This window comes from Streptomyces sp. AA1529 (assembly GCF_000280905.1).
Classification (GTDB): Bacteria; Actinomycetota; Actinomycetes; order Streptomycetales; family Streptomycetaceae; genus Streptomyces.
On the sequence record NZ_ALAP01000053.1, the window covers coordinates 14,693 to 35,465 of the forward strand.

Consider the following 20,773-nt stretch of genomic DNA (forward strand, 5'->3'; position numbering starts at 1 on the left):
CGCCCGGCGGGCTCGGCGTCCCCTCCCGCGTCCGCCACCGGCGCCACCCGGCCCGGCGGGAGCGGCACCCCGCGGCAGCGCGGGTCCGCATCCGGCGCGGGGATCGACGCGGTGCAGGGAACCTGGTACTTCCCGTACCGCGTCAGGGGCCGGGCCGTCACCTTCACCGTCAACGGCGGCTCCTACACGGTGCAGGGCGTCGGGGCACGCTGCTCCGGAACCGTCAGCCGCGGCCTGCGGCTCGGCGGAAGCTGCCGGGGCAGGGCGATGACCGGACGGGCGGTGCTCGGCGACGGGGCCGCAGCCTCACGCTCGACTGGGACAACGGCAGACCGGACCGGTTCTCCCGGGCCCGGCCCCGGTGATCCGGCGGGCGGCCGGGCGCAGCGACCCGGCGCCGCTCCGGACGCCCGGCGCCCCCGGTAGGGTTGGCGCAGCTGTGCCGGCAGGCCGCCGCCGTACCTGATCCCGTCGTCATCCCGTCGTCCCGGAGACCGTGACTACCACCCCCACCACCCCCAGCAACAACCACCATCTGTCGCCCGCCTTCCCCGGCCGCGCTCCCTGGGGCACGGCCAGCAAGCTGCGGGCCTGGCAGCAGGCGGCGATGGACGCGTACCTGGAGCGGCAGCCGCGCGACTTCCTGGCCGTCGCGACGCCGGGCGCCGGCAAGACGACGTTCGCGCTCACCCTGGCCTCGTGGCTGCTGCACCATCACGTCGTGCAGCAGGTCACCGTCGTCGCGCCGACCGAGCATCTGAAGAAGCAGTGGGCCGAGGCCGCGGCACGGGTGGGCATCAAGCTGGATCCGGAGTACAGCGCGGGCCCGCTGAGCAAGGAGTACCAGGGGGTCGCGATCACCTACGCGGGCGTGGGTGTCCGGCCGATGCTGCACCGCAACCGGGTCGAGCAGCGCAAGACCCTCGTCATCCTCGACGAGATCCACCACGCCGGGGACAGCCGCTCCTGGGGCGAGGCGTGCCAGGAGGCGTTCGAGCCCGCCACCCGGCGGCTCGCGCTGACCGGCACGCCGTTCCGCTCGGACACCAACCCGATCCCTTTCGTGGAGTACGCCGAGGACGGCGAGGGCATCCGCAGGTCGGTCGCGGACTACACCTACGGGTACGGAGACGCGCTCGCCAACGGCGTCGTGCGGCCCGTCATCTTCCTCTCCTACAGCGGCAACATGCGCTGGCGGACCAAGGCCGGGGATGAGATCGAGGCCCGGCTCGGCGAGCCGATGACCAAGGACGCCATCTCCCAGGCGTGGCGGACGGCGCTGGCGCCGCGCGGCGAGTGGATGCCCGCCGTGCTGCGCGCGGCCGACCACCGGCTGACGGAGGTGCGCAAGGCGGTGCCCGACGCGGGCGGCCTGGTCATCGCCTCCGACCAGGACTCGGCCCGCGCCTACGCCAAACTGCTCCGCGAGATCACCGGTACCGGTCCGACCGTGGTGCTCTCCGACGACACCGGCGCCTCGCAGCGCATCGAGGAATTTCGGACCTCGGAGAATCCTGCCGACCGCTGGATGGTCGCCGTCCGCATGGTCTCCGAGGGCGTGGACGTGCCACGGCTGGCCGTCGGGGTGTATGCGACCACCGTCTCCACCCCGCTCTTCTTCGCGCAGGCCGTCGGCCGCTTCGTCCGCTCCCGGCGGCGCGGCGAGACGGCGTCGGTCTTCCTGCCGACGATCCCCACCCTGCTGACCTTCGCCAACGAGATGGAGGTCGAGCGCGACCACGTCCTCGACAAGCCGAAGAAGGGTGGCGAGGACGATCCGTACGCCGAGGAGGCCGACCTGCTCGAGGAGGCGGAGCGGGAGCAGGACGAGGAGGGCGCCGACGGGGACCAGCTGCCCTTCGAGGCGCTGGAGTCGGACGCGGTCTTCGACCGGGTGATGTACGACGGTGCCGAGTTCGGCATGCAGGCCCACCCGGGCAGCGAGGAGGAGCAGGACTACCTCGGCATCCCGGGGCTGCTGGAGCCCGACCAGGTGCAGATGCTGCTCCAGAAGCGGCAGGCCCGGCAGATCGCGCACAGCAGGAAGCGGCCGGACAGCGAGGCCGATCTGCTGGAGACGCCCGCCGACAAGCGGCCCGTGGTCACCCACAAGGAACTGCTGGAGAAGCGCCGCACGCTGAACAATCTGGTGGGTGCCTACGTGCACCAGAGCGGGAAGCCGCACGGGGTCGTCCACACCGAGCTGCGGCGGGTGTGCGGCGGGCCGCCCAGCGCGGAGGCGACCGCGCACCAGATCGAGGCCCGTATCGCCAAGGTGCGGGAGTGGGCCACCCGGATGAGCTGACCGGGCCCGGTGCGGGCGGCCCCCGGCGCGCGGTGGGCGGGTCCCGGCGTGCGCCGCCGTCCCCGGAGCCTCCGGGAGAATCCGTTCGGTATGTCGGCCGTCCTGCGGTCCGGCCGGAGAACAGGAATTCATTCGGCAACCGTTCGGAAATTCCACGGAAATTCGCTCGGAAGGCCCTTCGGGCGGGAGAAGGAGTTCCGAAAGGAATACGAGACCGTACCTTCGGGACGTTTGCGGCGAAGGCGGTCAGGCGGCGCCCGGATTCTGGACAGACTCTTCCGGTCAGCGGTGCTGCTCGCTAAATTTCCCGGACACACAGCCCGTGGCGAGGTGCCGCGGGCGGCCGGTTATCCCGTTGACACTCAGTTTGCCCAGCTCGCTGCGCAACAGCTCTTTCCAGTGCCACCGCGACCGGCGGCCTCCAGCGCTGCGCTCGGGGCGCCGACCCAGGCCGGGGGCCGGGGGAGGTGGCTTTCGAACGCGTCCGCCCTCGCGGCTGCCGTCACTCACCCGAGGGAGGGGGGCGTCGTGACCGCGGAAACCTCTCAGACGCTCGACCGAGGGCTGCGTGTCCTCAAATTACTGGCCGACACCGACCACGGCCTCACCGTCACCGAGCTGTCCAACAAGCTCGGCGTCAACCGCACCGTGGTCTACCGGCTGCTGGCCACTCTGGAGCAGCACGCCCTCGTCCGCCGCGACCTCGGCGGCCGGGCGCGGGTCGGGCTCGGGGTGCTGCGCCTGGGGCGCCAAGTCCATCCGCTGGTACGGGAGGCGGCGCTGCCCGCGCTGCGCTCGCTGGCCGAGGACGTGGGCGCCACCGCGCACCTCACCCTCGTCGACGGCACCGAGGCACTGGCCGTCGCGGTGGTCGAACCGAGCTGGACGGACTACCACGTCGCCTACCGCACGGGGTTCCGCCATCCGCTCGACAAGGGCGCCGCGGGCCGCGCGATACTCGCCGGGCGCGGTGTCGACGGCGAGTGCGGTCCCGGCTTCGTGCTCACCCACGGGGAGCTGGAGGCGGGTGCCAGCGGTGCCGCGGCGCCGGTGCTGGGCGTGAACGGGATCGAGGGCAGTGTGGGCGTGGTGATGCTGTCCGAGACGGTGCCCGAACAGGTCGGCCACCGGGTGGTGCGGGCCGCCGACGAGGCGGCCGCTGCGCTGCGCTGAGCGGTCCGGGTGCGGACCGGTACGGGACCCGGCGCGGGGTCTGCGTACCGGCCCGCGCGCCGGTCGGTAGATTGCGGGGGTGTCCGCATCCAGCACCCGCGCCCCGGGGACCGAAGGCCCGCGCCGTACCCGCCGCCGCACGCTCGCGCTCTGCGTGCTGCCCGTCGTCCTGCTGTTCGTCGTGGCGCTGTCCGCTCCGCTGCCGTTCTCGCTCGCGCAGCCCGGCGAGACCGCGAACGTGCTCGGCCGCAGCGACGGCAAACCCGTGATCACCGTCGAGGGCGCCGAGACGCACGGGAGCGACCAGGGGCGGCTGCTGTCGGTCACCATCGCCGCGACCCGGCCCGAGGCCACCGTGCGGCTGCCCGGTGTGGTGCGGTCCTGGTTCCGCGACGACCGGGCCGTGATGCCCCGCGACGCCGTCTATCCGGGTGGCGGGGACACCGAGGACGCGGAGCAGCGCATCTCGGCGGAGATGAAGGACTCGCAGCACAAGGCCGTCACCGCCGCGCTGCGCCGGCTGCACCGCTCCCCGGAGAAGGTGCACGTGAAGCTGCGGCTGGGAGATGTCGGCGGCCCGAGCGCGGGGCTGTTCTTCGCGCTCGGCATCATCGACAAGCTGGACGGGGACGGCGCCGGCGCCGGGCTGACCGGCGGCCGCACCGTGGCCGGTACCGGCACCATCGACGCGGACGGGAAGGTGGGCCCCGTGGGCGGCGTCCCGCTCAAGACGCAGGCGGCCCGGCGCGACGGGGCGACCTGGTTCCTCGTTCCCGAGGAGCAGTGCGACGACGCCGGTGCGCAGCTGCCCTCGGGGCTGCGGCTGGTGCCGGTCGGCTCGCTCCAGGGCGCGCTGGACGCGTTGGAGGAGATCCGTACCGACGGCAAGGTCCCCGCCTGCTGACCGCGGGCGGCTGCGGGGTCCGGTGCGCTGTCACTGCCCGGCGGAGTCCTGTGCGGCCTGCCGCACCAGCGGCACGATGCGCAGCGGTACCGGGTTCTCCATGACGATGGCGGTGGAGGCGCGGACGATGCCCTCGATGCCCACGACCCGGTCGATGACCCGCTGGAGGTCGGCGTTGGAGCGGGCGACCAGCCGGCCGAGCATGTCGCCGCTGCCGGTGGTGGTGTGCAGCTCCAGCACCTCGGGGACGGTGGCCAGGTGCGCCCGTACCTCCGCGCCCTGGCCCTGCCTGATCTCCAGCGTCGCGAAGGCCGTGACGGGGTAGCCGAGCGCCGCCGGATCGACCTGCGGGCCGAAGCCGCGGATGGCGCCGCTCGAGGTGAGCCGGTCCAGCCGGGCCTGCGCCGTGCCGCGCGCGACGCCGAGCCGCCGGGAGAGCTCCAGCACGCCGATCCGGGGCTCTTCGGCGAGCAGTTCGAGCAGCCGTCCGTCCAATCGGTCGATGCCCATGGGTTGCCTCTCCGTGAGTGTCGGCGTAGTGCGCTGAGGTGCTGCACACATTGCACACATCGTCCGCCCAGTCCCGTGTTCCATTGAACAATCTGCCCAGTCAAAACGCAAACTATTGCGCACCTTGTGGCCCGGCGGGACGCTGCCGCCATGACTGCTGCATCCGGAAAGACCACCGACCCGGCAACCCCCGAGACCGCACGGCAGGCAGATCCCTTCCCGGTCAAGGGGATGGACGCGGTCGTCTTCGCCGTCGGCAACGCGAAGCAGGCAGCGCACTACTACTCCACGGCCTTCGGCATGCGGGCCGTCGCCTACTCCGGTCCGGAGAACGGCAGCCGGGAGACGGCCAGTTACGTCCTGGAGTCCGGCTCGGCGCGGTTCGTGTTCACCTCCGTCATCCGCCCCACCGGCGAGCGCGGCCGGTTCCTGGCCGACCATGTCGCCGCGCACGGCGACGGCGTCGTCGACCTGGCCATCGAGGTCCCGGACGCCCGGGCCGCCTACGCGTACGCCGTCGAACACGGCGCCCGCGGCCTGGAGGAGCCCTACGAGACCGAGGACGAGCACGGCGTCGTGGTCCGGGCGGCCGTCGCCACCTACGGCGAGACCCGGCACACCCTGGTCGAACGCGCCGGGTACGACGGCCCCTACCTGCCCGGCTTCGCCGCCATGGACCCGATCGTCGAACCCCCCGAGCGGCGCTTCTTCCAGGCCATCGACCACTGCGTCGGCAACGTCGAACTCGGCCGGATGAACGAGTGGGTCGAGTTCTACAACCGGGTCATGGGCTTCACCAACATGAAGGAGTTCGTCGGCGACGACATCGCCACCGAGTACTCCGCACTCATGTCCAAGGTCGTGGCCGACGGCACGCTCAAGGTGAAGTTCCCGATCAACGAGCCCGCCGTCGCCCAGAAGAAGTCCCAGATCGACGAGTACCTGGAGTTCTACGGCGGCTCCGGTGTCCAGCACATCGCCCTGGCCACCAACGACATCGTCTCCGCCGTGCGGAGCATGCGCGCTGCCGGTGTGCGGTTCCTGGACACCCCCGACACCTACTACGACACGCTGGGGGAGTGGGCGGGCGAGACCCGGGTGCCGGTCGAGACGCTGCGCGAACTGAAGATCCTCGTCGACCGCGACGAGGACGGCTACCTGCTGCAGATCTTCACCAAGCCGGTCCAGGACCGGCCCACCGTCTTCTTCGAGATCATCGAGCGGCACGGCTCGATGGGCTTCGGCAAGGGCAACTTCAAGGCGCTCTTCGAGGCCATCGAGAGGGAGCAGGAACGCCGCGGCAACCTGTAGCCCGCCGTGCGGGCGCCGGGTGGGCGGGGAAGCCCCCAGCACAGGGGGCTGCGGGGCTTCCCCGGGCGCAAGTGCGCTGCCACGCTGAGAGGATGAGCGAGCTCCTCGAACAGCTCCGGTCCGCACTCCCCGCCGACGCGGTGCGGACCGACCCCGACGTCCTGCGCTCGTACGCGGCCGACACCGCGGGGTTCTGCCCCGCCGGCCGGCCGGCGGCGCTCGTGCTGCCGCGCACCGTGGAGCAGGTGCGGCACGTGCTGCGCACCGCGCACGCCCGGCAGGTCCCGGTGGTGCCGCAGGGCGCCAGAACGGGGCTCTCGGGGGCCGCCAACGCGGTGGAGGGCTGTCTGCTGCTCTCCCTCGTCCGGATGGACCGCATCCTGGAGATCGACCCCGTCGACCGGATCGCCGTGGTGGAGCCGGGCGTCGTCAACGCCCGGCTCTCCCGTGCGGTGGCCGAGCACGGCCTCAGCTACCCGCCGGATCCCTCCAGTTGGGAGACGTGCACCATCGGCGGCAACATCGGCACCGGTTCCGGCGGCCTGTGCTGTGTGAAGTACGGCGTCACCGCCGAGTACGTACTGGGCCTCGACGTCGTGCTCGCCGACGGACGGCTGCTCTCCACCGGCCGCCGCACCGCCAAGGGCGTGGCCGGCTACGACCTCACCCGGCTGATCGTCGGCTCCGAGGGCAGCCTGGGCGTCGTCGTGCGCGCCGTCCTCGGACTCCGCGCCCAGCCGCCCGGGCAGCTCGCGCTGGCGGCGGAGTTCCCCTCGGCCGCCGCGGCCTGCGACGCCGTGTGCCGGATCATGGCGGCGGGCCACACGCCCGCGCTGCTGGAGCTGATGGACCGCACCACGCTGCGCGCCGTCAACGAGATGACGGGAATGGGGCTCCCCGAGACCACCGAGGCGCTGCTGCTCGCCGCCTTCGACACCCCCGACCCCGCCCCGGAGCTGCGTGCCGTGGGAGAGCTGTGCACGGCCGCGGGCGCGAGCGAGGTGGTACCGGCCGCCGATCCCGCCGAGTCCGAACTGCTGCTGCAGGCGCGGCGGGCGGCGCTGACCGCGCTGGAGGCGGTCAAGGGCACCTCGATGATCGACGACGTGTGCGTACCGCGCAGCCGGCTGGCCGAGATGCTGGAGGGGACCGCGGAGATCGCCGAGCGGTACGGGCTGACCATCGGCGTCTGCGCGCACGCCGGGGACGGCAACACCCACCCCACCGTCTGCTTCGACGCCGCCGACGAGGACGAGGCCCGCCGGGCGCGGGAGTCCTTCGACGCGATCATGGAACTGGGTCTGCGGCTGGGCGGCACGATCACCGGTGAACACGGCGTCGGACTGCTGAAGAAGGACTGGCTGGCGCGGGAACTGGGCGAGGTGAGCCTCGAACTCCACCGGGCGGTCAAGGCCGCCTTCGACCCCACCGGGATCCTGAACCCGGGAAAGCTGTTCTGAGGACCTGCCGAGGGCGGTCCGGCCTCCAGCGCGGGTGCCGCCGGTGTACACGGTGGACAGGGCCTGACGAGGCGGTCTAGAGCTCCAGCGGCTCCAGCAGCCGGTGCGGGCGCAGCAGGGCGCGGCTGACGGGGTCCTGGCGGGCCGTGGGGCCGTCGGTGCCGCGGGCGGGGCGCACCTCCACGTCCTGCGGCGGCACCGCGGCCGTTCCGCAGGCCGCGCATCCGCCGCCGGGATCCAGCTCCTGCCCGCAGCCGGCGTGCACGAACAGCCGCCGGGCCGGGGCGCCCTGGGAGGCGAACTGCTGCCCCCAGCTGAGCAGCGCGAACAGCGCGGGCCACAGGCGGCGGCCCGGCTCGGTGAGGACGTACTCGTCCCGGGGCGGGGACGCCTCGTACCGGCGCCGCTCCATGACGCCGGACTCGGTGAGGGTGCGCAGCCGGGTGGAGAGCACGGCGCGCGGGATGTCCAGGTGCGCGAGGAAGTCGCTGTAGCGGCGCACGCCGTAGAAGGCATCGCGCACGACCAGCATGGTCCACCGCTCGCCGACGAGTTCGAGGGTGCGGGCGAGCGCGCAGTCCTGGGCCGCGTAGTCCTTCTTGAGCGCCATGACCGTCAGCCTACCAAGAAGTCGATTCATTCATTGAACTTTGGATGCTAGTCTGCTTCGGCCCACCGAGTTCAATGAATGAACTTACGGGGCCGCCGCTGTCCGCCACCCCGCCCGCCTGCCCACTGCGAGGAGCCTCCCCGTGCCGACCGCACCGAGACCGTCCGCCGCCCGCCCCGGCGCCGTGCTGGCCGCCACCAGCCTGGCCACCTTCGTCGTCCTCATGGACTACACGGCGCCGATGCTCACCCTCCCCGGCATGACCGCCGACCTCGGCACCTCGCTCACCGGCCGCCCCTGGCTGCTCAACGGCACCCCGCTCGGCCTCGCCGCCGTGCTCCTGGTCGCGGGCAGCTTCGCCGACGACCACGGGCGCAAACGGGTCTTCGTCGGCGGCCTCGGCGCGCTGACGGTCACCGTCGCGCTGGGCGCCCTCGCCACCGGCACCCTCGGCTTCACCCTGGCCCGGATCGCCCAGGGAGCCGCCGGAGCCGCCGTCCTCGCCAGCAGCCTCGGACTGCTCGCCCACGCCTTCCCGGCGGGACCGGCACGCATCCGGGCCACCGGAACATGGGGAGCGGCCCTCAGCGGCGGCATCGCCATCGGCCCGGTGGTCGCCGCCGCACTCGGCACCGTCGACTGGCGCCTGTGCTACGCGGTCTTCGCCGCCGCCGCGCTCCTGCTCACCCTCTTCTCGGCCCGCGTCCTCACCGAGTCCCGCCACCCCCGCCCCGGCCGCCCGGACCTGGCCGGTGCCCTGCTGCTCGGGCCCGCGCTGACCGCACTGCTCGCCGCCCTCACGCTGGGCCGGGCGGGCTGGCTGCGTCCGCAGGTCCTGGGCCCGGCCGCCGCGGCCCTCGCCCTGTTCGCCGCCTTCGCCGCGGTGGAGACCAGAGCCGGCGCACCCCTGCTGGACCCCGCGCTCTTCCGCCGCCCGGCCTTCCTCGCCGCGACCAGCGGCGCCCTGTTCACCGGTCTCGGCGTCATCGGCCTGTTCAGCTACCTGCCCGCGCTGCTGCAGCAGTCCCTCGGCATGTCCGAACTGGACACCTCCTGGCTCTTCCTGCTGTGGTCCGGCACGGCGCTGCTCGCGGCCCTCCAGGTGCGCCGGCTGCCGGTCCGGTTCGCCGCCCGCCACCAACTCGCCCTCGGCTTCGCACTCTCCGCCGCCGGCGCGCTGACCATGCTGGGCGCGCTGGCCGCGGGCTCCTGGGCCCGCACCGTGCCCGGCTTCTTCGTCGCGGGTGTCGGCAGCGGACTGCTCAACGCGGCGCTGCCCCGGCTCGCCGTCGAGAGCGTCCCCGCGGACCGGACCGCCATGGGCTCCGGGGCCAACAACACGGCGCGCTACCTCGGTTCGTCCCTGGGACTCTCGCTCACCCTCGCGGTGTCCACCACCGCACCCGGGGCCGGCCCCGCGCAGGCCCTCGCCCACGGCGCCGACCGTGCCCTGTACGTGGCAGCCGCACTGATGCTCACGGGCGCGCTGGCCGCTCTGCTGTGCCGCACGCGGCGCTCCCCGGCCGCCCCCGCCCGTCCGGAGGCCCCGGCACCGGCCGTCGCGGAGCCCGCGGCCCCCGCCGGGCCGGCCGGTCCGGCGGCCCGGTCCGCGGAGCCCACCGCCTGAGCCCCGGCTCCCCGGGGCCCGGACCCCCGGCAGCCGCCCACCCCGCGGAACACCCGCCGGGCGGGCGGCAGCCGCCGCGCCGGTCACCCCGGCAGCCCGGTCACTGCTCCAGCAGCCCGGTCAACTGTTCGTCCAGGCCCAGCGCCTCCGACTCGCTGCCCGGCGGCACCGCCCGCAGCACCCGCTCCAGCCAGTCGGCCACCACCTGGTTCGGCGCCTCCAGCAGTGCGTCCCCGTTGGGCGAACTCAGCGCCAGGCAGAGCACGTCGCGGCCCGCCACGGTGGTCGGCCACACCCGTACGTCACCGTCCCCGCACGGCTGCGCCACCCCCTCGACCAGCAGTTCGCGGGCGAACGTCCAGCGGACGGGCGTGTCGGAGTGGATATGGAACGTCATGTGGACGGCGTAGGGATCGTCCGTGCGGTAGCTGAGCCGGGCCGGTACGGCCACGCTGAGCTCCGGCGCGAGGACGAGCCTCGTCTCCACTTCGCGTTCGACGACTGTGTGCATGGTGTGCGCCCTTTCGTGTGCTCCCCGGATCCCCGGATCCCCGGTGCGGGCCGCCGGGAAGGGGCCCGCACCGGACAAGAGGCGGCAGGACGCGGTTTCTTACACGGGTTCGCGGAAGTTTTTCGCCGGGCACCCCGCGCGGGTGACCTCCAGGTGGTCTCCAGGTGGCCGCCGGGGGCGCTCCGGCCGACCCACCGGGTGCGATTCCGCCTGGTCGGGGCGCGGGCGACGGGGTGTCGGCGAGGTGCCGGCGGGTCCCTCGAAGGCGGGCCACCCGGCGACTGCTTCCGCCCCGCGCGGTCTTCTTCGTTACTGTCCTCCTTACCGTCCTTCCCGGACGGTGAGGAGGAGCCCGCCGCGCCGCGAGCGGCGGGCCGTGCGGCCGCACCACCGCGGCCCGGTCGAATGCTTCGTGCGTGAGGGGAGTTGGGGGCTGTGGGACCCTCCGGTACTCATGGTGAGGTGCCCCGTGCTGGGTACTATCCGGATCCGTCCATCCCCGGATACATCCGCTACTGGAACGGCTCGTCCTGGGTGCCCGGGACCAGCCGCCCCGAGCCACGTGAGGGTGAACCCATGCCCGCGCCGCCGCCCGTGGCGTCCTCGCCCGCGGCGGCTCCCGCCCCGCCCGCCACCGGCGGCCAGGAGGGCCCCGCGGGCCCGCCGAGCCCCCGCCGTTCGACGGCGGACGAGACCGGGCCGGTCTTCCTGGACGAGGGCGGCGACGGTGGTGGGCCCGGTCCGCAGCGGCCGGCCCCGGGCCCGGAGCCCGCGGCGTCCGGCGCATCGCCCGGACCGGCCCCGGCCCGGCCGCAGTCCGGCCCGGGACAGTCCGGTCCGCCGCAGGGCGGCTTCGGACCGCCCGCTGCCGACCCCCGGGGCGACTGGGGCGCTGACGCGCGCGCGGCGGAGCGCACCGAACGCGAACCGGGCCCCGCACCCGAGGCTCCGCAGCCGGGCGGCCGGGAGAAGACGGTCGGCCTGCGCCGCTCCGAGGTGCTCCGTACCGGTGACCGGACCCCGCAGGCCGGGGCGCCCGCCCGCCCGGCACCGGACGCCGCCGGTCCCGGCGGCCCGTCGGCGGAGAGCGGGGCACCCGGCGCCGTTCCGGTGCCGACGGCCGTGAACCCGCCCGAGCAGTCCGCCCCCGCCGCGGCGTCCGCACCGCCGGGCGGTGCGGCGGCGATCCCGGCACAGAGCCAGCCGCAGAGCCAGCCGCAGAGCCGGGCACAGAGCCCGGCACAGAGCCGGGCACCGGAGAACGGCCGCCCCTCTCCGGGCGGATACGCGCCGGACCGGGGCGAGTCGGATCCGTCCGGTACCGGCGGCACTCCCGCGCCCGTCCCGGGCCGGACGTCCGGGCCCGGCCGACCGGCCCCCGCGCAGGGGGGCCGCCGGGGCCGTGGCGGAGCGGCCCGGGCAGCAGACGGCGCTCGGCGCGGGCCCGGTGGCGCTCCCCGCGCAGCAGGGACCTCCCGCCGGGCTCGCTCCGGTGCCCGGGCCGGGGCAGGACCCGGCCGGGCTCCCGCCCGCCCAGCAGTCGGGTGGGCTCCCGGAGCCGGCGGCGCCCTCCTGGTCGCAGCCGACGGGGGCGCCCGCCCAGCCGCAGTCCGCGGGGCAGGACGCCGTCACCCCGTGGCGGCCGCCCGCCGACGACCCGTTCGCGCGGGTCGCACAGCAGGAGGCGCGGCCCGGGGCGCTGGGCATGCGACTCGGTGCGCGTCTGGTCGATCTCGTGCTGACGCTCGGGGTGGCCGCCGGGGCCGCGTTCCCGTTCGTGGACCGGACGATCGACCACATCGACGCCAAGGTGGAGGCCGTGGAGCGGGCGGGCGTCACCCAGCGGGTGTGGCTCGTCGACGGCACGACGGGCGGCTATCTGGCGCTGGTCCTGGGGGTCGTGCTGGTCTTCGGACTGGTCTACGAGGTGCTGCCGACCGCCCGGTGGGGCCGCACGCTGGGCAAGAAGCTGTTCGGGCTCTCGGTGGTGAACATCGAGGGCTACGGAAAGCCCTCGTTCGGCAAGGCCGTGCTGCGCTGGCTGGTGCACGGTGTGCTCGGGCTGCTGGTGGTGGGCGTGGTCAACGCCGCGTGGTGCCTCTTCGACCGGCCCTGGCGGCAGTGCTGGCACGACAAGGCGGCCGGTACGTTCGTCGCCAAGGGGCGCGCGGGCGGCGGCGAGCTGCGGCTGTGACCGCGGGTGCCGCCGGTGCGGCGCGTGCCGGTGCGGGGACCCGCCCGGCACGGCGCCCGCCGAGCCGCGGCACCCACTGAGGTAGCGGCCGCCGTGAGGTGCGTTCGCCTCGGGGACGGGAGGCGAACGCACCTGCCCGTCCCCCGAACAGCCCGCCCCGGATGCGGAGGGCTCCCGCAGGCGGTGCACTCGGGCCATGAGTACGGACCAGCCGGAGAACGATCCGTTCCGGAAGCCGCAGGAGCCGGGGCAGGAGCCGCAGCGCCCCGCCACGGGCGGGCAGCCGCCGGGGCAGGAACCGCCCGGCGCCGGGGCTCCGCCGCCGGGCGGACCGGGTACGCCGTACGGCAATCCGCCGCCGCCGCCCGCCGGCGGCGGCCCCGGAGAGAGCTACGGCGGTGGTTACGGCGGTGGCCCGGGCGGCCCCGGCGGGCCGGGCAGCGGTGGCGGAAGCCCCTACGACAACCCCTACGGGGGACCGGCGGGCGCCGCGGACCCGCTGGCGGGGATGGCGCCGCTGGCGTCGCGGGGCAAGCGCCTGGTGGCCCGGATCATCGACGCGCTGCTGGTCGCCATCCCGGTCGGCATCATCGCGGGCGTGGTCGAGGGCGGCTATTCGACCGACACCGGAATCGACTACTGGCCGCAGCTCAGCTACACCCTCGTCTACTTCCTCTACGAGGGGCTGATGCTGACGAACTCGGGGCAGACGGTCGGCAAGAAGCTGATGCGCGTCCGGGTCGCGATGCTGCAGAACGGTGCCGTACCGGCGGGTGGTCCGGGCTGGCTGCGGGCGGCCGTCTACCAGATCCCTCCGCTGGTGCCCTGCGTGGGTTCGCTGTTCTGGCTGGTGAACGTGCTCTTCTGCACCTGGGACAAGCCCTATCAGCAGTGCCTGCACGACAAGGCGGCCCGCACGGTGGTGGTCGCGGCGGACTGACGGTTCCGCCTCCCCGGCGCGCTCCGCGGTCCGGACCGGGGCCGGTGCGCGCCGGGAGCCCCCCGGCGCGGCGGCCGGGGAGCCCGGGAGGGGGCGGCGGGCACGGTCAGTTGCGGGCCCCCAGGCCCGCTGTCGCGGCCGGGGCCGGGGCCGGGGCCGGGGCGGCGGCCGTCCGCGTGGCGGGAGCGGGCTCGGGCCGGGCTGCCGGTGCGCGGGAGCCGACGGCGGCGGGGACGCGGGCAACGGTCCGGCGCCGCCGCAGCGTTGGTCCGGCGGTGGGGACGGCCAGGGCCACCAGCAGGCCGAGTGCGAGGGACACGAGAGCGATCACGGCGATCCAGGCGCCCGAACGCGTCTCGAAGAGCAGCAGCATGGCGAGCGTGGCGCAGCTGACGGTGGCCGAGCCGTAGACGAGTTGGGCGGGGTGCGGACGCGGCATGGCGGATCCGTCCTCGGGGGAGTGGGCACGGTCTGAACGGGTGAACAGGTCGGTGTGCGCGACGGGTTGCCTCGGTACAAACGGGGCGCCATCGAACGACTCTACGGTCCGGCATGCCCCTGCGGAAAGCGCGGCAAGCGTGAGCTGACCCACGCCGTAGTTGCATGGGGGGCGCACCGGCGCACAACACTCCGGTTGTCCCAACTGGCGGACGGCGGAGGGGTCTTGCGAGGGTCGCACGCCGCCCGTGGCGGGCGCGGGCGGCGGAGGGCGGACCGGTGCGCGGCGCATGCTCCCGCACCAGTGTTCGCACCCGCTATCTGATGGGGAGTTGGGGATTCCGTTTAGCTGGACGTTCCGGCCGGTTCCCCGCATTGCCAGCGGTTGGGCCAATGGCGACGTCGAAAGTAGTAGCCCTTTCAATCAGCTACGACAAAACACGTAAAATGGTGCAAAGCGGTCAACAAGATGGCACAGTTACGGACGGTCAGGGGGGTCTGAAGATCCACAAACGGGTGGTCGGGTACAGGTGATCGACGGCCGTGCAACCCAGGTATGAATTTGTTTGCATCGTTGCAGGTCAAAACATGATCATCCGTTACCCCCTGGCGATCGGCGCTCGATCGCGTTTAGATGCATGGTGGGGATGCCTCACGGCGGCCCCGTATCGACCGACCCGAACGAGTCTCACGGGGGAGATGGTGATCATGTCAGGAGGCGGATTCGTCAGGCTTCCGGACGGCAGCGTGATCGTCGCGCTGACGCTTCCGGTGCCGCGCGAGCCGCACACTGCCGCCGCCGGTGCCGCCGCCCCGGGCGCGCGGAGCGGCAGCGGAGGCGGAGCCCGTCGCTCCGCCGCCGCTCCCGCCCCGGGACGCCCCGGGCTGCTGCCGGCCTCGCGGCGCTGGTCGGCGTTCGCGGACGAACCGCACACGGTGCGTGAGGCCGCGGCGCGCAGACCCAGCGAGGAGCAGCGCGTCCGGGTGTTGGTGCACGCCGGCAACCGTGCCCGCGCGCTGACCCGGCTGCGGAACCTCGGCCTGCGCGCGATCTATCTGCGCGGCAACGCGGAACCGCCCACCGCGGACGAGGTCACGGCCGTGCTGCACCACCCCGAGGGGCTGGTCTGGCGGGCCGTCCCGGACGACGACCGCAACTCCTGGCGCCCCATCGCGGCCCTGCTGCGCGTCACCCCGGCCTGACCGCGTCCCTCGACGGCGGACCCCTGCCTCCGGCTCCTTCGCGGGGCCGGAGGCAGCCGTGCGAGGGCGGGCTCCCCGAACCGGAGGCGGCCGCGCGGCCGTGGGCGGGAGAAGCGGCGCGGGCGGCTCCAGCCGGAGCGGCTCCAGCCGGGAGCGGCTCTAGGCGGGAGCGACCACGGGCTTGCCGGTCAGCTCCACGCCCTCCTCGCGCAGCTCCTCCAGCGCCCGCTGGACGGTCTCCTCGGCGACGCCCGCGGTCAGGTCGAGCAGCACCTGGGTGCGGAACCCCTCGCGGGCCGCGTCCAGCGCCGTCTCGCGTACGCAGTGGTCGGTGGCGATGCCGACGACGTCGACCTCGGTCACCTGCCGCCGGCGCAGCCAGTCCGCCAGCCCGACGCCGTTCTCGTCGGCCCCCTCGAAACCGCTGTAGGCGGCGGTGTGGGCGCCCTTGTCGAAGACCGCCTCGATGGCGCCGGAGGCGACGGCCGGCGTGAAGTTCGGGTGGAAGCCCACGCCCTCGGTGCCCGCCACGCAGTGCGGCGGCCAGGAGTGCCGGTAGTCCGGGTCGGCGGAGAAGTGGTCGCCGGGGTCGATGTGCGCGTCCCGGGTCGCGACGACATGGCGGTAGCCGGCCGAGGCGTTGCCGACCAGGTCGGTGATGGCGGCCGCGACGTCGGCGCCGCCCGCGACGGCGAGGCTGCCGCCTTCGCAGAAGTCGTTCTGGACGTCCACGACGATCAGTGCCCGGTGCATGGTGCACACCTTTCGGCTGGTGGGTCGGCTGGCAGAGGCGAGCCGGGGAGCGGCGGGCCGCCGCGTCCTCGGCGGACGTGCGCGGGAGCCGCCGCCCGTCACCTCCGAGACTAGACACTCGCGGGGCCCGGCGGCAGTGTGCGGACGCCGCCGCAGCAGCGCGCCGTACCGGGGGTCACACGTGCTCGACGGGGAGTACCGGCTCGCCCCGGGAGAGCTGGGTCGCGGACATCGGCAGCCGGGCACGGGCCGCGCGGTGGCGGTCGCGGGCGGCGTCCAGGGGCTCGCGGCCGACGACTGTGCCCCGGTCGACCAGCTTCACCTGGAGCAGGTGCTCGGCCAGCTCGGGTGGCACCTCGCCGGTGCCCACGATCTCCGCCGTGGCGACCCCGTCCGCGTCCACCGGCCGGGCCGCCCACTTGGCGCCGCCGATGGAGGTCTTGCCGCCGGTCGACCGCTTGGCCACCGGGCGGAGCGGCGCCCCGGGGGTGTCGGAGTCGGCCCGGGCCACCAGTTTGTAGACCATCGAGCAGGTCGGGTGGCCGCTGCCGGTGACCAGCTGGGTGCCCACGCCGTAGGCGTCCACCGGGGCCGCGGCCAGCGAGGCGATGGCGTACTCGTCCAGGTCGCTGGTGACCACGATCCGGGTCCGGTCCGCGCCCAGCTCGTCGAGCTGCTGGCGTACCCGGTGGGCCACCAGCAGCAGGTCCCCGGAGTCGATCCGGACGGCGCCCAGCTCCGGGCCGGCGACCTCGACCGCGGTGCGCACCGCCTCGGCCACGTCGTAGGTGTCCACCAGCAGGGTCGTACCGCTGCCCAGGGAGTCGACCTGCGCGGTGAAGGCGTCCCGCTCGGTGTCGTGCAGCAGCGTGAAGGCGTGGGCGCTGGTGCCGACGGTGGGGATGCGGTAGCGGAAGCCCGCGGCCAGGTCGGAGGTGGTGTCGAAGCCTCCGACGTAGGCCGCCCGGGCGGCGGCCACGGCGCCGAGTTCGTGGGTGCGGCGGGCGCCCATCTCGATCAGCGGGCGGTCGGCCGCGGCCACCGCCATCCGGGAGGCCGCGGCCGCGACGGCGGAGTCGTGGTTGAGGATGGAGAGGATCACCGTCTCCAGCAGCACGCACTCGGCGAACGTGCCCTCCACCCGCAGGATCGGGGAGCCGGGGAAGTAGACCTCGCCCTCCGGGTAGCCCAGGATGTCGCCGCCGAAGCGGTAGTCGGCCAGCCGTTCGAGGGTCGGCTCGTCCACCACCCGGGTCTCGCGCAGGAAGTCGAGCAGCCGGCTGTCGAAGCGGAAGTTCTCCACCGCGTCCAGCACCCGTCCGGTGCCCGCGACGACACCGTAGCGGCGGCCCTCGGGCAGCCGGCGGGTGAAGACCTCGAAGGCGGAGCGGCGTTCGGCCGTCCCGGCGCGCAGCGCGGCCTGCAGCATGGTCAGCTCGTACTGGTCGGTGAAGAGCGCGGTGGACGGTACCTCCACCGGCAGCCCCGTCTCCATCCGCCGGGCGTGTTCCTGCCGGGGGTCGTGCGGGGGCTGCCCCCCTGGGGAATCCAGCACTGCTGCCTCACCTCGTGTGTTCGGGCCGGTCGCTGCGAGCGTACCCCGGATCTCGTCATCTTGACGATATACGGGGCTCGGGGGAGCTGTTTGGGCGCCCCCGGGTGCCGAGTGGCAGCATGGGACCCGTGAGTGTCGCCCCCACGGAGATCGAGCGCCCGGAGACCACCGAGGAACCCGTAGAGGTTCCCGAGCCGGATGTGCCCTGGGTGACCGTCGTGCACAACGATCCGGTCAACCTCATGAGCTACGTGACGTACGTGTTCCAGGCGTACTTCGGCTATTCGAAGGAGAAGGCGAAGAAACTGATGCTCGACGTGCACCACAAGGGGCGCGCCATCGTCTCCAGCGGGACCCGCGAGGAGATGGAGCGCGACGTGCAGGCCATGCACGGCTACGGCCTGTGGGCCACGCTCACCCAGGACCGCTGATGGCCGGACACTTCGAGCCGACCGGGGACGGCGGCGCCGCCATCGCGCTGGACGAGGTGGAGATCTCGATCCTGCGCAGCCTCGCGGTGCAGCTCCTGGAGCTGATCGGTCCGGGCAGCGAACCCGCCGACCCGCCGCAGCCCCCGCAGGACGCCGGATCCTCCGGCCCGGCGGGCGGCACGAGCATGGAGGAGGAGCTGGCGGGCATCGAGGCGGTCTCCTGGCCGCCGTTCTCCGAGGGGCCCAGCGAACCGCCCGCCGACCCCGTGCTGGCCCGGCTCTTCCCCGACGCCTACGGCCCCGGGCCGGACGCCGCGCCCGCCGAGGACCTGGCGCCCGGCAGCGACGAGGCCGCGCGGGCCAAGCAGGACCGGGCCGCCTCCGCGGAGTTCCGCCGCTACACCGAGAACGACCTGCGGGCCCACAAGCGGGAGGCCGGGCTCGCGATGGTGCGGGCGCTGGACGGACTGACGCCGGGGGAGCGGGGTGCCGTGCTCACCCTGACCCCGGAGCAGTCCCAGCAGTGGCTGGGCGCGCTCAACGACCTGCGGCTGGCCATCGGCACCCGGCTGGAGGTGAGCGACGACAGTGACGACGAGCTCTACCGGCTGCCCGACACCGACGAGCGCAAGCCCATGGTGATGGCCTACCTGTGGCTGGGCGGTCTGCAGGAGACCCTGGTGGAGACGCTGCTGCCGGGCACCGGCGCCGACTGAGCCGCTCCGGCGGAGCCACCCGCCCCGGCGGCCCCGCACGGGGTCGCCGCAGGGGCCTCGGCCGGGTCCCCGACGCGGAATCCCGGCCGGCTCCCGACCCCGCGCGGCGCGGTGCGGGAGCAGCGTCCCCTCGGCACGGCACCGCCATGACGGGCGCGCCCCGGTGTCCGGGGTCCGCGCCGCTCCGGTGCCGTTCACCCGGTCGGGTATTCGTGCGCGGTGCCATACGGCCCCCGCGCCGCACGCCGCCGCGGCGCGCCTGCTGGGCCGACCTCCGGGATGTTCCGCCGCGCCGCCCCCCGTGCGGCCGCCGGCTGCGCCGCCTCCGCGCCGTGCGTCCTGCGTCGCCGGGCGCTCCGCGTGGTACGTCTCCCCACGTCCGGCTGCGGCCCCGGGTGCCGCACCGGCCGCACGGCCGCGCACCGCGGGCCGGCCGCCTGCCCGGACGACTCCGGCCGGGGATCGGGCGCGATCCGGAGCGGGCCGGACCGGTACGGCGAAAGGCGCACCAGATGACCTCCGAGGTCGAGGACCACGATCCGGTACCGGACCCGGCGTCCGGCACCGCGGCGGAAGGCGCCGCCGACGCGGCCCGCGGCGGCTCGCCGGAGGGCTACCGGCGGGGGCTGGGCGGCCGGCAGATCCAGATGATCGCCATCGGCGGGGCCATCGGGACCGGGCTCTTCCTGGGGGCGGGCAAGTCCATCCACAAGGCCGGACCCAGCATCATCCTGGCGTACCTCGTCGCGGGCGCCGTCATCTACGTGATCATGCGCGCGCTGGGCGAACTGCTGATGTACCGCCCGGTCTCCGGCTCGTTCTCCGAGTACGCGCGCGAACTGCTCGGGCCCTACTGGGGGTTCGTCACGGGCTGGACCTACTGGCTCTTCTGGGTCGTCACCGGCATCACCGAGGTGACCGCCGCCGCGACCTATGTGAACTACTGGTGGAACATCCAGCCGTGGATCTCCGCACTGGTGTTCACCGTCGCCCTCTACGGCATCAATCTGATCTCCGTGAAGCTCTTCGGGGAGCTGGAGTTCTGGTTCTCGATGATCAAGGTGACCGCGATCGTCGGCATGATCCTGATCGGCCTCGGGGTGCTCACGCTGGGCTTCTCGCAGGCCGGTGACACCGCGTCGGTCGGCAACCTCTACCAGCACGACGGGATCTTCCCCAACGGCGTCGGCAGCACCCTGATGACGCTGCAGATCGTGATGTTCTCGTTCCTCGCCGTCGAACTGGTCGGCGTCACCGCGGGCGAGGCAGCCGACCCGGCCAAGGTGCTGCCCCGGGCGATCCGCACCGTGCCCTGGCGGATCGCGCTGTTCTACATCGGGTCGCTGGTCGTCATCCTCTCGGTCGTCTCCTGGACCGCGTTCGAGCCGGGCACCAGCCCGTTCGTCGCCGCGTTCCAGCGCATCGGGCTGCCCGCGGGCGCGGCCGTCGTCAACTTCGTGGTGCTGACCGCGGCGCTCTCCTCCTGCAACTCGGGGATGTACTCCACCGGCCGGATGCTGCGCGACCTGGCGCTCAACGGCCAGGGCCCGGGGCTCTTCACCCGGCTCTCCGGCACCGGCCTGCCGTTCGTCGGGACCACCGCCTCGGCCGCGCTGATGTCGGTCGGCGTGTGGATCAACTACGAGTGGCCGTCCAAGGCGTTCGACTACGTCGTCTCCTTCGCCACCATCTCCGGCATGTGGGCCTGGATCATGATCCTCTGCTCGCAGCTCCGCTACCGGGCCAGGTCCGACCGGGGCGAGCTGCGCCGCTCGGACTTCCGGATGCCCGGCGCGCCCTGGACCGGCATCGCGGCCCTGGCCTTCATCTTCCTGGTGATCGCGCTGATGGGCTTCGACCCGGACGCCCGGGTCTCGCTCTACGCCGCACCGATCTGGGCGCTGCTGCTGACCGTCTCGTACTTCGTGGTCAAGGCCCGCACCCCGCACGTCTTCGCCCGGCCGGTGCCACCCACGCCCCCGGCCGAGCAGCCGGAGCAGCCCTGAGCCGCCCCGGCGCCGGACACCGCCGCTGACCGCCCCGGGCACCGCTGCCGCGTCCGCCCCTGCCTCCGGCCCGTCCGGGCGGTACCGACCGGACGGCCCTCTCCGGCGGGCGGTGCCGGGCGCGTG

18 protein-coding genes and 1 pseudogene are annotated in these 20,773 nt (G+C 74.0%); 13 read left to right on the forward strand and 6 right to left on the reverse strand.

Features of this window, described 5'->3' with window-relative positions; genetic code table 11:
* The first annotated feature begins 496 nt into the window (after positions 1–496).
* From A949_RS0115860 to A949_RS0115870, 3 genes are all read left to right on the forward strand, one after another.
* Positions 497–2,305, forward strand: coding sequence for a DEAD/DEAH box helicase (locus A949_RS0115860; RefSeq protein WP_019357002.1), 1,809 nt, complete (start codon positions 497–499; stop codon positions 2,303–2,305).
* Between the two features lie 528 nt (positions 2,306–2,833).
* Entirely contained in the window at positions 2,834–3,478 is a 645-nt protein-coding gene (locus tag A949_RS0115865) for an IclR family transcriptional regulator (protein WP_019357003.1), read from the forward strand.
* A gap of 79 nt (positions 3,479–3,557) precedes the next feature.
* Entirely contained in the window at positions 3,558–4,382 is an 825-nt protein-coding gene (locus A949_RS0115870; protein WP_019357004.1) for a S16 family serine protease, read from the forward strand.
* A 30-nt stretch (positions 4,383–4,412) separates the two neighbouring features.
* Here the strand turns inward: A949_RS0115870 and A949_RS0115875 are convergent, their stop codons facing one another.
* Entirely contained in the window at positions 4,413–4,892 is a 480-nt protein-coding gene (locus tag A949_RS0115875; protein WP_019357005.1) for an Lrp/AsnC family transcriptional regulator, read from the reverse strand.
* Positions 4,893–5,042: 150 nt separating this feature from the next.
* On the opposite strand from A949_RS0115875, the gene hppD reads away from it, so the two are divergent.
* Entirely contained in the window at positions 5,043–6,203 is a 1,161-nt protein-coding gene (gene hppD, locus A949_RS0115880) for a 4-hydroxyphenylpyruvate dioxygenase (protein WP_019357006.1), read from the forward strand.
* A gap of 92 nt (positions 6,204–6,295) precedes the next feature.
* Positions 6,296–7,663, forward strand: coding sequence for an FAD-binding oxidoreductase (locus tag A949_RS0115885; RefSeq protein ID WP_019357007.1), 1,368 nt, complete (start codon positions 6,296–6,298; stop codon positions 7,661–7,663).
* 76 nt (positions 7,664–7,739) lie between these two features.
* Here A949_RS0115885 and A949_RS0115890 read toward each other — a convergent pair whose 3' ends face one another.
* On the reverse strand, positions 7,740–8,273 hold the full coding sequence (locus tag A949_RS0115890) for a winged helix-turn-helix transcriptional regulator (RefSeq protein ID WP_019357008.1): 534 nt from the start codon (positions 8,271–8,273) through the stop codon (positions 7,740–7,742).
* A gap of 142 nt (positions 8,274–8,415) precedes the next feature.
* Between A949_RS0115890 and A949_RS33610 the strand changes: the two genes are divergently transcribed.
* The gene (locus A949_RS33610) at positions 8,416–9,900 is read left to right on the forward strand and encodes an MFS transporter (RefSeq protein ID WP_019357009.1); all 1,485 of its coding nucleotides are present in this window, start codon (positions 8,416–8,418) and stop codon (positions 9,898–9,900) included.
* Between the two features lie 100 nt (positions 9,901–10,000).
* Here A949_RS33610 and A949_RS0115900 read toward each other — a convergent pair whose 3' ends face one another.
* A complete protein-coding gene (locus tag A949_RS0115900; protein WP_019357010.1) occupies positions 10,001–10,411 on the reverse strand; it encodes an SsgA family sporulation/cell division regulator in 411 nt (136 codons plus the stop codon).
* A gap of 462 nt (positions 10,412–10,873) precedes the next feature.
* Here A949_RS0115900 and A949_RS39095 point away from each other — a divergent pair.
* The 3 genes and pseudogenes from A949_RS39095 to A949_RS0115915 all read left to right on the forward strand — a co-directional run.
* Positions 10,874–10,933: pseudogene (locus tag A949_RS39095) on the forward strand (DUF2510 domain-containing protein); the annotation flags it as partial.
* A gap of 880 nt (positions 10,934–11,813) precedes the next feature.
* Positions 11,814–12,605, forward strand: coding sequence for an RDD family protein (locus A949_RS39100; protein WP_019357011.1), 792 nt, complete (start codon positions 11,814–11,816; stop codon positions 12,603–12,605).
* A gap of 196 nt (positions 12,606–12,801) precedes the next feature.
* A complete protein-coding gene (locus A949_RS0115915) occupies positions 12,802–13,545 on the forward strand; it encodes an RDD family protein (RefSeq protein WP_019357012.1) in 744 nt (247 codons plus the stop codon).
* A gap of 106 nt (positions 13,546–13,651) precedes the next feature.
* Here the strand turns inward: A949_RS0115915 and A949_RS0115920 are convergent, their stop codons facing one another.
* Positions 13,652–13,984 (reverse strand): hypothetical protein, encoded by a 333-nt coding sequence (locus A949_RS0115920; protein WP_019357013.1) that lies wholly within the window; start codon positions 13,982–13,984, stop codon positions 13,652–13,654.
* A 935-nt stretch (positions 13,985–14,919) separates the two neighbouring features.
* On the opposite strand from A949_RS0115920, the gene A949_RS39105 reads away from it, so the two are divergent.
* Positions 14,920–15,186, forward strand: a complete 267-nt coding sequence (locus A949_RS39105; protein WP_051019513.1) for a hypothetical protein — start codon at positions 14,920–14,922, stop codon at positions 15,184–15,186.
* Positions 15,187–15,345: 159 nt separating this feature from the next.
* On the opposite strand, the gene A949_RS0115930 is transcribed toward A949_RS39105, so the two are convergent.
* Positions 15,346–15,939 (reverse strand): isochorismatase family protein, encoded by a 594-nt coding sequence (locus A949_RS0115930; RefSeq protein WP_019357015.1) that lies wholly within the window; start codon positions 15,937–15,939, stop codon positions 15,346–15,348.
* A 175-nt stretch (positions 15,940–16,114) separates the two neighbouring features.
* A complete protein-coding gene (locus tag A949_RS0115935; RefSeq protein WP_019357016.1) occupies positions 16,115–17,434 on the reverse strand; it encodes a nicotinate phosphoribosyltransferase in 1,320 nt (439 codons plus the stop codon).
* Between the two features lie 179 nt (positions 17,435–17,613).
* Between A949_RS0115935 and clpS the strand changes: the two genes are divergently transcribed.
* From clpS to A949_RS0115950, 3 genes are all read left to right on the forward strand, one after another.
* Positions 17,614–17,925, forward strand: a complete 312-nt coding sequence (gene clpS, locus A949_RS0115940; RefSeq protein WP_019357017.1) for an ATP-dependent Clp protease adapter ClpS — start codon at positions 17,614–17,616, stop codon at positions 17,923–17,925.
* Positions 17,925–18,641 (forward strand): DUF2017 domain-containing protein, encoded by a 717-nt coding sequence (locus A949_RS0115945; RefSeq protein ID WP_019357018.1) that lies wholly within the window; start codon positions 17,925–17,927, stop codon positions 18,639–18,641. The genes clpS and A949_RS0115945 overlap by 1 nt, the downstream gene beginning before the upstream one ends.
* 512 nt (positions 18,642–19,153) lie before the next feature.
* Positions 19,154–20,647 carry an amino acid permease gene (locus A949_RS0115950; protein ID WP_019357019.1) on the forward strand — a complete coding sequence of 498 codons (1,494 nt, stop codon included), beginning with the start codon at positions 19,154–19,156 and terminating at the stop codon, positions 20,645–20,647.
* The last annotated feature ends 126 nt before the right edge of the window (positions 20,648–20,773 follow it).

What these genes read in the sequence shown, in the direction of transcription:
- hppD (WP_019357006.1), top strand. Translation starts at nt 5,043, where the DNA reads ATGACTGCTGCATCCGGAAAGACCACCGACCCGGCAACCCCCGAGACC.
- A949_RS0115890 (WP_019357008.1), bottom strand. Translation starts at nt 8,273, where the DNA reads ATGGCGCTCAAGAAGGACTACGCGGCCCAGGACTGCGCGCTCGCCCGC.
- A949_RS0115950 (WP_019357019.1), top strand. Translation starts at nt 19,154, where the DNA reads ATGACCTCCGAGGTCGAGGACCACGATCCGGTACCGGACCCGGCGTCC.
- A949_RS0115900 (WP_019357010.1), bottom strand. Translation starts at nt 10,411, where the DNA reads ATGCACACAGTCGTCGAACGCGAAGTGGAGACGAGGCTCGTCCTCGCG.
- A949_RS0115930 (WP_019357015.1), bottom strand. Translation starts at nt 15,939, where the DNA reads ATGCACCGGGCACTGATCGTCGTGGACGTCCAGAACGACTTCTGCGAA.
- A949_RS0115935 (WP_019357016.1), bottom strand. Translation starts at nt 17,434, where the DNA reads ATGGAGACGGGGCTGCCGGTGGAGGTACCGTCCACCGCGCTCTTCACC.
- A949_RS0115945 (WP_019357018.1), top strand. Translation starts at nt 17,925, where the DNA reads ATGGCCGGACACTTCGAGCCGACCGGGGACGGCGGCGCCGCCATCGCG.
- A949_RS0115875 (WP_019357005.1), bottom strand. Translation starts at nt 4,892, where the DNA reads ATGGGCATCGACCGATTGGACGGACGGCTGCTCGAACTGCTCGCCGAA.
- A949_RS0115885 (WP_019357007.1), top strand. Translation starts at nt 6,296, where the DNA reads ATGAGCGAGCTCCTCGAACAGCTCCGGTCCGCACTCCCCGCCGACGCG.
- clpS (WP_019357017.1), top strand. Translation starts at nt 17,614, where the DNA reads ATGGGACCCGTGAGTGTCGCCCCCACGGAGATCGAGCGCCCGGAGACC.
- A949_RS0115915 (WP_019357012.1), top strand. Translation starts at nt 12,802, where the DNA reads ATGAGTACGGACCAGCCGGAGAACGATCCGTTCCGGAAGCCGCAGGAG.
- A949_RS0115920 (WP_019357013.1), bottom strand. Translation starts at nt 13,984, where the DNA reads ATGCCGCGTCCGCACCCCGCCCAACTCGTCTACGGCTCGGCCACCGTC.